Source organism: Pseudoxanthomonas sp. JBR18 (genome assembly GCF_028198165.1).
GTDB lineage: Bacteria > Pseudomonadota > Gammaproteobacteria > Xanthomonadales > Xanthomonadaceae > Pseudoxanthomonas_A.
On record NZ_CP116339.1, the window covers coordinates 2,131,124 to 2,144,367 of the forward strand.

The 13,244-nt window shown below is 69.3% G+C and carries 9 protein-coding genes; 5 read left to right on the forward strand and 4 right to left on the reverse strand.

The annotated features are described in order from the left end of the window. Window positions 1-4: 4 nt before the first annotated feature. Together PJ250_RS09590 and PJ250_RS09595 are read right to left on the reverse strand one after the other, a co-directional pair. Window positions 5-1,339 (reverse strand): CitMHS family transporter, encoded by a 1,335-nt coding sequence (locus PJ250_RS09590; protein ID WP_271648346.1) that lies wholly within the window; start codon window positions 1,337-1,339, stop codon window positions 5-7. 51 nt (window positions 1,340-1,390) lie between these two features. Beyond that, complete coding sequence (locus PJ250_RS09595) at window positions 1,391-2,590, reverse strand: OprO/OprP family phosphate-selective porin (protein WP_271648347.1); 1,200 nt, start codon at window positions 2,588-2,590, stop codon at window positions 1,391-1,393. Window positions 2,591-2,973: 383 nt separating this feature from the next. On the opposite strand from PJ250_RS09595, the gene PJ250_RS09600 reads away from it, so the two are divergent. The 4 genes from PJ250_RS09600 (at window position 2,974) to PJ250_RS09615 (ending at window position 7,203) form a co-directional block, all read left to right on the forward strand. Next, window positions 2,974-3,972, forward strand: coding sequence for a quinone oxidoreductase family protein (locus PJ250_RS09600; RefSeq protein WP_271648348.1), 999 nt, complete (start codon window positions 2,974-2,976; stop codon window positions 3,970-3,972). Window positions 3,973-4,082: 110 nt separating this feature from the next. Continuing rightward, on the forward strand, window positions 4,083-4,757 hold the full coding sequence (locus tag PJ250_RS09605; RefSeq protein ID WP_271648349.1) for a response regulator transcription factor: 675 nt from the start codon (window positions 4,083-4,085) through the stop codon (window positions 4,755-4,757). Further along, window positions 4,754-6,139 (forward strand): sensor histidine kinase, encoded by a 1,386-nt coding sequence (locus PJ250_RS09610; protein WP_271648350.1) that lies wholly within the window; start codon window positions 4,754-4,756, stop codon window positions 6,137-6,139. The genes PJ250_RS09605 and PJ250_RS09610 overlap by 4 nt, the downstream gene beginning before the upstream one ends. Before the next feature lie 8 nt (window positions 6,140-6,147). Beyond that, the gene (locus PJ250_RS09615) at window positions 6,148-7,203 is read left to right on the forward strand and encodes an ABC transporter substrate-binding protein (protein ID WP_271648588.1); all 1,056 of its coding nucleotides are present in this window, start codon (window positions 6,148-6,150) and stop codon (window positions 7,201-7,203) included. Between the two features lie 7 nt (window positions 7,204-7,210). On the opposite strand, the gene PJ250_RS09620 is transcribed toward PJ250_RS09615, so the two are convergent. Continuing rightward, window positions 7,211-9,322, reverse strand: coding sequence for a phosphoglycerol transferase I (locus tag PJ250_RS09620; protein WP_271648351.1), 2,112 nt, complete (start codon window positions 9,320-9,322; stop codon window positions 7,211-7,213). Between the two features lie 346 nt (window positions 9,323-9,668). Between PJ250_RS09620 and PJ250_RS09625 the strand changes: the two genes are divergently transcribed. Then, on the forward strand, window positions 9,669-10,328 hold the full coding sequence (locus PJ250_RS09625; protein ID WP_271648352.1) for a LuxR C-terminal-related transcriptional regulator: 660 nt from the start codon (window positions 9,669-9,671) through the stop codon (window positions 10,326-10,328). Window positions 10,329-10,427: 99 nt separating this feature from the next. Here the strand turns inward: PJ250_RS09625 and PJ250_RS09630 are convergent, their stop codons facing one another. Continuing rightward, window positions 10,428-13,055 carry a PAS-domain containing protein gene (locus tag PJ250_RS09630; protein WP_271648353.1) on the reverse strand — a complete coding sequence of 876 codons (2,628 nt, stop codon included), beginning with the start codon at window positions 13,053-13,055 and terminating at the stop codon, window positions 10,428-10,430. Window positions 13,056-13,244: the final 189 nt, after the last annotated feature.

A 13,244-nucleotide genomic window follows, 5' to 3' on the forward strand; every position in this document is an offset into this window, starting at 1 on the left:
AGGGTCAGCCCGCGGCCAGCGGGAACAGCGAGAACAGCAGTCCGCCCGCCATCAGCAGCAGCGAGACCAGCACGGCCCACTTGAGCGTGAACTTCTGGTGGTCGGCGAAATCCACCTTGGCCAGGCCCACCAACAGGTAGGTCGAGGGCACCAGCGGGCTGAGCAGGTGCACCGGCTGCCCGGCCAGCGAGGCGCGCGCCATTTCCACCGGGCTGATGCCGTATTCGCCCGCCGCCTGCGACAGGATCGGCAGCACGCCGAAGTAGAAGGCGTCGTTGGACATGAAGAAGGTGAACGGCATGCTGGCCAGCGCGGTGATCACCGCCAGGTACGGGCCGCAGGCGTCGGGGATGATCGCCAGGAAGCTGCGCGACATCGCCTCGACCATGCCGGTGTTGGACAGGATGCCGGTGAAGATGCCGGCGGCGAAGATCAGCGACACCACCGACAGCACGTTGCCGGCGTGGTTGACCAGGCGGCGGCGCTGCTCGGCCAGGTCTGGATAGTTGATCACCAGCGCGATGGCGAAGCCGATCATGAACAGCACCGGCATCGGCAGCACGCCGATCACCAGCGCGGCCATCAGCACACAGGTCAGGGCGAAGTTCACCCACAGCAGCTTGGGTCGCTTGATGTGCTCGACGTCCTGGACAGTTGGCAACGCGTCGCTGCCGTCCTCGGCGACCGAGGCATCCATCCAGTCCTGGCCGACCGGCAGCTTGACCACCCCCAGCCGACGGCGCTCCTGCATGCCCAGCCACCACGCCAGCGCCAGGATGCCGAGCAGGGCGATGACCATCGACGGCACCATCGGCACGAACACGTCGGCCGGGTCCACGTGCAGCGCGGTGGCCGCGCGCGCGGTCGGGCCGCCCCACGGGGTCAGGTTCATCACGCCGCTGGCGAGCATGGTCAGGCAGGTCATCGCCAGGGCGTTCATGCCGAGGCGGCGATACAGCGGCAGCATCGCCGAGGCGGTGATCATGTAGGTGGTCGAGCCGTCGCCATCCAGCGAAATCAGCATCGCCAGCACCGCCGTGCCCATGACGATCTTCAGCGGATCGCCCTTGACCACGCGCAGGATGCGACCGACCAGCGGGTCGAACAGGCCCGCGTCGATCATCACGCCGAAGTAGAGGATCGCGAACATCAGCATCACGCCGGTCGGTGCGATCTTCTTGATGCCTTCCAGCATCATCTCGTTGATGCCGCCGCCGAAGCCGCCGATCAGCGCGAACACGATGGGCACCGTGACCAGTGCCACCAGCGGCGAGAGCCGCTTGGACATGATCAGGTACATGAAGGTGATGACCATTCCGAAGCCCAGCGCGGTCAGCATCGATGTTTCCTCGTCTTGCGTGAGGCGCCGCATGCGCGCGGCGCAGGCGGGTTAGAAGTCGTACTGGAAGCGGCCGGTGAGCGCGCGGGTGTGGTCCAGCGTGGTGGCGGTGCGGTGATCGCGATTGCGGCTGTCGATCAGGTCGAACATCAGCCGCAGGTTCGGCTTGAGGTACCAGTTGGCGCCCAACGTCACCGCTTCCATCGAAGCGTCGATCGTGTCGGGCAGGCCATCGGGCCGCTGCTGGCCCCACATGCGGTCGTAACGCAGTGCCAGCTCGAACGCGCCGGCCTTGTTGCGCAGGCCCTTGATGCGCGAGAAGCGCCCTGTCTTGCGGTCGTAGCCGCGCGACTCACCGGTGACGAACCAGCTGACCAAGCCGTAGGCCGCCTGGATGTCGGCGCGCTGCGCGCCATCGTCCAGCACCGCGCCGCTGTATTCGCCCTGCCACGACACCGGGCCGTGCACTTCGGCGTATTCCAGCGACCACTTGTCCACGTCGGTATCGCGCCCGGCATCGAAGCGCGCCAGCGTCAGGCGGCTGTTCTCGGCCAGGTCGTTGGCCGGACGCGGGCGTAGCACCAGCGCGGCTGCATCGCGCGTGCCGGGATGGTCGTAGGCCTCGTGCGCCAGCGACAGGCCGACGTGCCGCAGCCTGGTGCCGGCATCCAGCGGCAGCCACGTCGCGCGGCCGCCGACCGCCGCGCCCTTGGTGGCACTGTTGTCGATGCTCTCCAGGCTGTAGGCGCTGGCTGCCCAGGTGCCATGCGGCAGCGTGGCTTGCCACGACACCGCCTTGCGGTAGATGGGCGCCAGTGTGCTGGCGCCCATGCCACGCTCCAGGAATGCGCCGTAGTTGGAGCCGGTGCGATCGTCCAGGCTGAAGTACTGCTTGAACTGGCCGACCGTCAGCGTGCCGGCGGAGAATTTCTTGGCGATGAACACATCGCGCGCCACGATGCCGGCGCTGCCCGGTTCGTCCTGCAGACCGGCCAGGTCGACCTCGGCCTTGTATTCCAAGCCGTAGAACTTGCCCGAGACATCCAGCCACACGCGGCGGAACTGGGTATCGTCCCGGTTCGGCGTGCCGCGATCGTCGTTGTCGAACGTGGCGAAGTCCCAGTGGATGCGGCCGCCGAGTGCGGCGGTGACCGGTGCACCGTCGTCGCCTTCTGCGGCGAAGGCAGGCACCGCCAGGTACAGAAACAGGCAGGCGGCGAGACGGCGGATGGTGGTGTTCGGTACTGGCACAGACCCTCCCAGGTGCTGGCGTGTCCGTGCCGTGCGGAATGCGTGGTGCGGACCGTGGTGGCGACCTTAGGGGCGCGAAGCTGTCATCGGCCTGTCGCTGCAGCGCGGCATTTTCCCGGTGAAATCATGGGGTTAGACCTTGGTCGCAAGCGCCGCGCGATGACAGGTGCACGACAGGAAGCGGCCGCTAGCCTCGCGCGACATGCACAGCGCGATCCGCGGATCGCGTGCACCTGGGAGGGCGCCGGCATGCGGGACGGATCGACGATGGCAGCAAGCTTTTTTGTTTCGATCCCGAATGCGTGATGCGCCGGACTGCACCCGGGCCTTGTCTCGCGATGGGCTTGCGTCCATCGCGGCGCACCTCGGGAAGCAGGACACTCATGCGAGCAATCCGGATTGAGCAATACGGCGGGCCGGAGGTCATCCAACGCGTCGAATGCGACGCGCCCACGCCCAAGGCCGATGAGGTACTGGTGCGCGTGGCCTGCGCCGGCATCAACTTCATGGACGTGCACACGCGCCAGGGCAAGTACCGCGATTCGCGCTCGTATCCGGTGCGCATCCCGCTGACGCTGGGCATGGAGGGCGCCGGCGAGGTGGTCGCGGTCGGACACGATGTCACGCGGTTCGCGCCCGGCGACCGCGTCGCCTGGTGCATCGTCTGGGGCGCGTATGCCGAGTACGCGGTGGTGCCGGCGGCGAAGCTGGCCCGGATTCCCGACGACATCGGCTTCGACCTGGCCGCCGCAGCAATTTTCCAGGGCTCGACCGCGCATTACCTGCTCGATGACGTCGCGCGCCTCAAGGCCGGTGACACGTGCCTGATCCACGCGGCGTCCGGCGGCATCGGCCAGCTGCTGGTGCAGATGGCCAAGCGGCGCGGCGTGACCGTGTTCGCCACCACCAGCACGCCGGACAAGGCGCGGGTCGCGCGCCGGCATGGCGCCGACCACGTGCTGGCGTACGACCACGGCGGTTTTGCCGATCGCATCCGCGCGCTGACCGAGGGCGTCGGCGTGGACGTGGTGTTCGACGCGGTCGGCAGGCCCACGCTGCGCGACAGCTTCCGCGCCACGCGCACGCGCGGGCTGGTGGTGAACTACGGCGCGGTCGCCGGTTCGCTGGATGACCTGGATCCGTACGAGCTGGGCGAGGCGGGATCGCTGTTCCTGACTCGGCCGCGGCTGGCCGATCACCTGGCCGACCCGGTCGCGATCCAGCGCCGCGCGGACGAGATCTTCGCCGCGATGCGCGAAGGCGCCCTGCAGATCGAAATCGTCAGGCGCTACACCCTGGACGACTTCGAGGCTGCGCACGAGGCCCTGGAGGCGCGGCGCCAGGTCGGCAAGGCCGTGCTGGAGATCGCCCGATCCGCGTAGCGGTGGCGACGCGGTCATCGACATGTCGCTGCGCACATCCGCCGCCGGGATGGACGCGGCGGCGCCCAACTGGAATGCTGCAGCGCCTTACGCTGCCCGCGACGAGTCCCATGCGCATTTTGCTGGTGGAAGACAACGTGGACCTGGCCGATGCCATCGTGCGGCGTATGCGCCGCAGTGGGCATGCGGTCGACTGGCAGCACGACGGGGTGGGCGCGGCCAGCGTGCTGCGCTACCAGAGCTTCGACCTGGTGGTGCTGGACATCGGTCTGCCGCGCCTGGATGGGTTGTCGCTGCTGGGCGACCTGCGCGAACGTGGTGACGCCACGCCGGTGCTGATGCTGACCGCGCGCGATGGCATCGAGGACCGCGTCAACGCGCTGGATGTCGGAGCCGACGATTACCTGGCCAAGCCGTTCGACTTCCGCGAATTCGAGGCGCGCTGCCGCGTGCTGCTGCGCCGCAGCCGCGGCCAGGCCACCGCCGCGGTGCAGGTCGGCGGGCTGGTATTCGACAGCGCCGCGCATACGGTGCAGGTCGACGGCGTGGCGCTGGAGCTGCCCAACCGAGAATTCCGCCTGCTGGAGATCCTGCTGGGCCGGCTGGACCAGGTGGTGAGCAAGGACGAGATCGCCAAGGGCCTGTTCGGCTTCGACGACGAAGCCGGGCCCAATGCGATCGAGCTGTACATCGGCCGGCTGCGCAAGAAGCTGGGCGATGCAGCGCCGCTGCGCATCACCACGGTGCGCGGCGTCGGCTACAAGGCCGAAACCGCCACGCCATGAGCGCCGCGCCGTCGACCGCGCCTTCGCTGCGCCGCACGCTGCTGCTGTATCTGGGCGCGCTGTCGGTGCTGGCGATCACCGGGCTGTTCTTCGCTGCGCGCGCCTACGGCAATCGTGCGGCCAACCAATCCTATGATCACCTGCTGGTGTCCTCGGCGCTGTCGATCCTGGACAGCGTGGCGCTGGCCGACGGGCAATGGCAGGTGGACCTGCCGTACGCGGCGCTGGACCTGCTGTCGATGGCACCGGAGGACCGCGTTTTTTATCGCGTGCTGGACGGGCAGGGCCGCACCATCACCGGCTATGACGACCTGCCGATGGCGCGGCGCATGCCGCAGGAAGGCAAGCCGGAACTGTTCGATGCACGCTACAGCGGCGAGCCGGTGCGCTGGGTGGTGGTGGGTCGTCGCATCGCCACGCCTTCGGCGCAGGCTCAGGTGCTGGTGGAGGTTGGCCAGACCAGGCGCGCGCGCGATGCGCTGGCCAGCGATTTGGTGCTGCGCGCGCTGGCCGCGCTGGCGCTGCTGTCGGTGCTCAGCGGGCTGCTGGTGTGGCTGGGCGTGCAGCGTGCGCTGCGTCCGCTGGCGCGATTGGAACGCGACCTGGCCCGGCGCGAGCCGGCCGACCTGCGTCCGCTGCCGGACGGCGCGCCGCAGGAAATGCAGCAGATGGTCGGCGCGCTCAACCACTTCATGCAGCGCCTGCAGGCCAGTAACGAGAACCTGCGCGCGTTCATGGCCGAGGCCGCGCACCAGATGCGCACGCCACTGGCGGCGCTGCGCGCGCAGGCGCAGCTGGGCCTGGACGAGGACGATCCAGCCGACATGCGCCGCAGCCTGGTCGCGGTGGAGCGCAACGCCACCCACATGAGCCGCCTGCTCAACCAGCTGCTCAGTGATGCCAGCGTGCTGCACCGGGCCAACCTGCAGGACTTTGAACGCTGCGACCTGGCCGAGGTGGTGCATCACGCGCTGCAAGACGCCTTGCCCGCCGTCGGCGCGCAGCCGCGCGTGCAGCGGGTGATCGACCCGACGCCGGCCCAGGTACGCGGCGATCCGCTGCTGTTGCGCGAGGCGATCAAGAACCTGATCGACAACGCGCTCAAGCACGGCGGCGCCGAAGGCCCGCTGCAAGTGACGCTCAACGTCGATGCCACCCACTGCATCCTGACCATCGCCGATCACGGCCCAGGCATCCCGGCGGCCGAGGCGAATACCGTGTTCGAACGGTTTGCCCGCGGCCAGCATGCGGTGCCCGGCGGCGCCGGGCTGGGGCTGGCCATCGTCAAGCGGGTCGCCGACAGTCACGGCGCGCGTATCGACCTGAGCAACCGGCCCGAGGGCGGCCTGGTGGTGACGCTGTGGTTCCCGAGGATCGCCTGATGTCGCGCATGCGTGTGTTGATCGCCTTGCTGGTGCTGTGCCTGCCGCAGGCCGCGCTAGCCGATCCGGGCGACGTGCGGCGCTTTCCCGCGCCCTCGGGCAACGCCGCCGCGCAGCTGCGCGTGCAGGGATCGACCGACCTGGAGGTCTTCGCCACGGTGATCGCCGATTACCAGCGCCTGCATCCGGACACCGAAGTGGTGTACGAGGACGTGATCGCCTGGGACATCGCCGCGCGCTATCTCAAGGATCCCTACGCGGCACGGCGGCCGGACATCATGATCAGCGCCAGCATGGATCTGCAGACCAAGCTGGCCAACGACGGCTACGCGCTGGCGCATCGCTCGCCGCAGACCGATGCGCTGCCGGACTGGGCGCAGTGGCGCCACGAGGTGTTCGCCATCAGCACCGAGCCAGTCGCCATCGTCTACAACACGCGCCTGCTGCCCGCCACCAAGGCGCCGCACACGCGCCGCCAGCTGCTGGATCTGCTGCGCGACCCGGCCGGTCCGCTGCGCGGGCGCGTGGGCACCTACGACGTGGAACGCAGCGGCACTGGCTATCTGTTCGCGACCCAGGATGCGCAGGTCGGCAGCGTGTCGACGGCGCTGCTGGCGGAACTGGGCCGCAATGCGGTGCAGTTGGAGGAGCGCACCGGCGTGCTGCTGGATCGCGTGGCCAGCGGCAATCTGGTGCTGGCCTACAACGTGCTGGGGTCGTACGCGAAGGCGCGCATCGATGCGGGCGCGCCGCTGGCCATCGTCCAGCCCGAGGACTACACGCTGGTCGCGCTGCGCACTGCGGTGATTTCGCGCACGGCGATGCATCCGGCCCAAGCGCGGCAGTTCCTCGATTACCTGCTGTCGCCGCGCGGCCAGCGCGTGCTGACCGAGCAGGCGCGCCTGGGACCGGTGCTGCCGGCCAGCGTGACCGGAACGCCCGCGCGCACCATGCGTCCGATCGTGCTGGGGCCGGGCCTGCTGGTCTACCTGGATACGCTCAAGCGGCGGCAGTTCCTGGAGAACTGGCGCACCATCGTGCAGCCGCAGGCGGCCACACCGTAGCGTCGCGTTACGAACGGCCGTTCGGGTGGCGTGCCTTCACCAGGGCCACGTCGTCGTCCACGCTGATGTCGTCGGGCGAACCCAGCCACGCGCGGATCTGCATGTCGTCCACTTCCTTGTCCAGGTCCAGCTGCATCTCGATCTTGCCGGTCGGATCGGGCAGCGCCCAGTGCTGGGCCAGCACCTTGCCCTCGCTGTCCATCGCTTCGATCCAGAACGCATGGTTGGGGCGATGCGAGGTGCTCAACGTGATCTGGTAGCTGCCCGGCGCGGTCTGGCGCAGGGCCGAGCCGACCATCACCGGCTGGCGTGGCGCCAGCCGGGTGCCGGCCAGGCGCTGTAGCGGCGCATCCACGCGGACACCGTGGGCCAGTTCGCTGCTGCGGTACAGGCGCGCGTCGCGGGCGTTGTTGACCAGCAGCGCACACCAGCCGCTGTCGGGCGAATCGTTGTCGAAGGCCGTGCATCGGTCGACGTAGGCCAGCGTGTTTTCCGGGCTGGACTTGCGGAAGCGGCGCGGGGTGTCCTCCAGGGTGATGTTCTTGAGGTTCCACTGCGCGTCGTAGTCCAGCAGCACCGGCGGGCGGACTTCCTGCACGCCGACCACGATGCGGTCGTCATGCACGCGCAGCGTTCGGGTCTCGTGTCCGGTCCACAGCTCGCGGGCATAGGCCAGGTAGCGCGGATAGTCGCGGCCTTCGTCGCGCGCATAGGCCGCACTGGCCCCCTGCGCATGCCTGGCCGCGTCCAGCAGCGAGCGGCCGAAGCCGATCGAGGCCATCGACGGATCCAGCAGCGACAGCAGGGTGGCGCCGGTGTCCAGGGTGCTGGCGCTGGCCACGTCCACCTGGCGCGGCGCGATGCCCTTGCCGAGCATCAGCAGCAGGTTCTCGCGCTGCATCTTGGTCAAGGTATCGGTCAGGTCGTTGGGCATGGCCAGGTGGTCGGAGGACACCACGATCACGGTGTTATCGCCCCACGGGCTGCTGCGGATCTTGTCGACCAGCTCGGAGATCAGCCGGTCCGAGCAGTGCAGCGCATCGAGCATGCCGATCTGGCCGAAGTCGCCGCCGCGGTAATGCTGCCCCTGGCAGGACACCGGCAGGTGCCCGGCCGGGTGGTGGGTATCCATGGTCAGCGCGGTCAGCAGGAAGGGCTGGTCGCCGCGGGCCAGGGTCTGGAACTGGTCCCACACCTGGTCGAGCATCACATCGTCATGCACGCCCCACGCCGAGAAGTGCGAGGGATCGATCTTGCGCTGCTTGAACCAGGCCAGGTCGCGCACGTCGTCGAAGCCGTGGCTGGTCAGGAAGCTGGCCTTCCCGGCGAACGCGCCATCGGCGCCACCGACGAAATCGTTGCGATAGCCCTGGGTGCGTAAGTAATCGCCCAGGCACTGGGCCTCGGGCAGAAAGCTGCCCATCCGCCCGTAACTGTTCTCATCGCCCGGCGCGGCGGTCAGCGGCACGCCGCACTGCGAGGACACCATGCCGGCGATGGTCCAGCCGCCGCCATCGGCCGAGGTGACATGACGGAAGTCCAGGCCCTCGCTGGCGAGCTTGCGCAGGTGGGGCATCAGGCCGGGGAAGGTCTTCTGGTCGAAGTAGGTCCGCTCCAGGCTCTCGCCGTAGATCCACACGATGTTGCGGCGGTTGCCCAGCGTGCCGCGCGGTGTGCGGTATTCCCCGGCGACCACGCTGCCGTCCACCGGCTGGGACAGCCGGTACAGACGCTTGCCGTCGTGGTAGAGCGGACTGGCGATCACCGCCACCACGGCAGCGGCCATGAAGCCACCCAGCACGCTCAGCCCATGCCCTGGACGGCGGAACCGGCGCACGCGCACCAGCGCCAGCGGCAGCAGGGACAGCAGGAGCAGGCCCACGTAGACGGCGATATCACCAGAGAAGTCCGCCACGCCGGCGCCTTCCATCCCGGCCTTGAGGTGATAGAGCGTGGCGGCGTTGAGCCCGTCCCCGCTGAGCCGGTCGATGAACCACCAGCTGGACAGGGCCAGGCCCAGCACGCTCAGCACGGCCGCCTTGACCCAGGCCAGCCGGCCGGACACCAGCAGCAGGGCGATCATCGACAGCAGCGCGGCGACCAGGACGAGTGGGTGCATCGAAGTCCAGGTTTCTTGGACGGGGGAAAGTGGACGATAGGCGCCAAATGCGCGCACTTACAACTTTTACATGAACATTGAGTGACACGTGGATGTCGGCATCGCGACATCCAAGCGTTTGGTTTTACAGCTTTTTTACAAGGCGCGACACGCCCCGGAGGATTGGCTGGCAAGCCCTGGCACGCTTGCGCGTGGCGAAAAATTCGCCACCCGGCCGGACGCTGCCGGGTGCCGCTTTAACGGGGTCTTAGCGCGGCCGAAAAGCGTGGTCTGGATCACGTCAAGCGCCGCGCGGCGTCGTCGCGCCCGACATGCGGGGCTGGATGGCACGCCCTAGACTGTCGCCATGACGCCTCCCACCTTGCTGGTCGCCGACGACCATCCGCTGTTCCGTGCCGCCGTCCTGCATGCGCTGGTGACGCGTTTTCCAGGCGTGGTCACGGTGGAAGCCTCCAGCGTCTCGACCCTGGGCGTGGCCCTGGACGAACACCCGGAGGTCGCCCTGGTCCTGCTGGACCTGGCGATGCCCGGCGCGCGTGGCCTGTCGGCCCTGGCCCTGCTGCGCGGCGAGCGTCCCGACCTGCCGGTCGTGGTGATCTCCTCCAACGACGATTCGCGCGTGATCCGGCGTGCCCAGCAGTTCGGCGCGGCCGGATTCATCCCCAAATCCTCGCAGGTCGATGCCATCGGCGAGGCGGTGGCCACGGTGCTCGATGGCGGCACGTGGTTCCCGCCGCTGACCGCCGAGCGCTCCGAATCCGACGCCCAGCTGGCCGCGCGCCTGGCCCAACTGACCCCGCAGCAGTTCCGGGTGCTGATGCTGCTGGCCGAGGGCCTGCTCAACAAGCAGATCGCCGCGGCGATGGGCCTGGCCGAGAACACGGTGAAGATCCACGTCGGCGCGGTGCTGTCCAAGCTCAACTGCCGCTCGCGTACCCAGGCCGCGGTGATGGTGCGTTCGCTGGAACTGGATGACGTGCCCGCGCCGGACGAAGATCCGCTTTAAGCGCTTCTTCGTGGAAGTCGCCATGGCGGCGACAGGCTTTCCCGAGAATGCTTCATCGCGCCGCCCTGGCGGCTCCCCCGAATGCAATGTGCTGACGCCTCAGCGCAGTCGCCCTGTGGCCATCAGCCGCTGGGTCACGACCGCACGCAACGCGGCCGGCGTGACCGGGCGCGCGAGGAAGCCATAGCCGTGTTCCAGCGCCTGGCCGCGTTCACCGGGTGCACCGATCAGTACCAGCGGCGGCGCGTCCTCTGGCGCCAGACGCATCAGGACAGCCGGGCCGTCGCCGCCATGCCAGCGCAGGTCCATCAGCACCAGGTCGGGCAGGGCCTGCTCGCGCGCCAACGCCTCCAGGGTGTCGTCCGCGCCATCGCTGGCGACCTCGCAGCCCCAGCTGCGCAGCAGCGTTGCCAGCGCGTTGCCGGTTTCGACATCGTGATTGAGGCACCACACGCGCGCGCCCTGCAGCGGTAACGCGGCGGCAGGCGCGGCGGGCACCGCAGTGACGGCATTGCGCGCAGGCGGCGCATCGGTGGCCAGCGGCACGCTGATGGCGAACACGCTGCCGCGCCCGGGCCAGGAACGCAGCGACAGCGGGTGCTCCAGCAAGCGCGCGGTGCGCTCGACGATCGACAGGCCCAGGCCCGCGCTGCGGCGATCATGGCGCAGGCCGTTGTCCAGGCGCGAGAACTCCTCGAAGATCGCCGCGCGCTTGTTCTCCGGGATGCCCACGCCGGTGTCCCAGACCTCCACGCGCATGCGCCCGGGCTCGCGCCGGCAGCCCAGCAGCACCCGTCCGCGCGGCGTGTTGTGCAGGGCGTTGGACAGGAAGTTCTGCAGCACCCGACGCAGCAGGCCGGCATCGCTGCGCACGATCGCGCGGGTACTCACCGCGTGCAGGGACAAGCCCTGCGCCTGGGCGAGGATGCCGAACTGCGCGGCCAGTTCGGCCAGCAAGGCGCCCAGGTCCACGTCCTCGATCCGCGGCTGCAGCACGCCGGCTTCCAGGCGCGAGACTTCCAGCATGCTGGCCAGCAGGTCGTCCTGGGCGCCCAGCGCGGCTTCGGCGCGTTGCAACAGGTTGGCCTCCTCGGTGCCGCCCAGGCGCGTGCGCAGCACACCCAGGAACATCCGCGCCGCGTTGAGCGGCTGCAGCAGGTCATGCACGGCCGCGGCGACGAAGCGGGCCTTGTAGCGGTTGGCGTTTTCCGCGCGCGCGGTGGCCGCGCGCAGGTCGGCGGTGCTGACCTCCACCCGGCGCTCCAGCGAACTGGCCAGGGTGCGCAGGTCGCGCGCGGCAGCCACGTAGGTGGTGATGTCGGCGAAGCTGGTGACAAAGCCGCCGTCGGGCATCGGATTGCCGCGGATCTCCAGCACCGTGCCGTTGGGCAGCTCGCGCTCGTGCATGTGCGCACCGCCGCTGCGCAGGTGGTCCAGGCGGCGCTGGATCGCTTCCTCTACCTGGCCCGGGCCGAGCCAGCCCTTGCGCGCGTTGTGGCGGAAGAAGTCCTCGATCGGGCGACCGACCTGCATCAGCTCGTTGGGGAACTGGAACATCTCCTGGTAGCGGCTGTTCCAGGCGATCAGGCGCAGCTGCGCGTCGACCACGCTCACGCCTTGCGGCAGGTGCTCCAGGCTGGACTGGCCCGAAGCCGCGGCACGAGCGGCGTCGACCAGGCCATCCTGCGCTGAGCGCAGCGCCTCGGCATGGTGGGCGACCATGCGCTCGAGCTCCTCGCGGCTGCGCCGGCGATGTTCGGACAGGCGCATGCGCTGGCGCACGAACAACCCCAGCAGGATCAGCGGCAGCCAGGAGGCCACCACCACGATCGCCGCGGTCCAGCCCACCGCGGTGCTGCGGTCGCGGCGCAGCGCATGCAGGGTCCAGTGCGGCTCGCTGAGCGGCAGCGACTTCCACAGCCACAGGCCCTGGGCCGCGGGTTCGCGCAGGCGCACGCGCTGGTCGCCGGTGGCCACGGTGTCCACTGGCTCCAGCTGGGCCAGGTGCAGGCGCTGGCCGGCGTACTGGCGGGTGGCGCGCAGGTCCTGTTCGTCGCGCGCGGTCAGCGGGCGCAGTTCGCTGTATTCCCACTTGGCCTGGCTGGAGAGGAATACGATGTCGTGCACGTCACTGAGCAGCAGCAGATCACGGCTGTCGTGCCATTCGCTGCGCAGCGTGTCCAGGGTGATCTTGACCACCACCACGCCCAGGCGCCGGCCTTGCGCGTCATGCACCGCCTCGGAAATGAAGTAGCCGGCGACGTTGGTGGTCACGCCGATGGCGTAGAAGGTCGCCGACCCATCGCGCATGGCATTACGGAAGTACGGCCGGAAGCCATAGTTCTGGCCGACGTTGCTGGCCGGCTCGTCCCAGTTGCTGGCGGCGATGGCACGCCCGGTGTGGTCGAGCAGGGTCAGGGTGGAGACATGGGTGGCGCCATTGGCCACCACCAGCTTGTGGTTGAGTGCGGCCACGTCGATGGCGTCCGGCGGGGCCTGCAGCGCACGCCGCAGCTCCGGGTCCAGCGCCAGCACCGTCGGCAGCACGCGGTAGCGCTCGACCAGGCGTTGCAGGGATTGGGCGCGCAGGTGCAGTTGGTCCTCCAGCGCGCGCTGCTCGCTGGCCAGGGTGGCGTTGCGCGCGATCAGGCCGCCGGCCACCGAGGTGGTGGCGATCGCCGCGACCAGCAGCGACCGGCCGGCGATGCGGATCAGGCGCGGGGACATGCAGGGGCGCGGCAGGGGGACATGGCGCGGCATGGTCGCACAGGCGCGTGGCCGGGCCGAGACCGCAGCCGGTGCGGCCTCAGCCTGCCTGTGGGCGGCGCAAACGCAGGCGGGACGGGCCTTTGCGCGGTGTCGGCCGGCCTGGCGCGGGGCACCTTAGTACCAATGTGCTATCGGCGCTGACCGGGG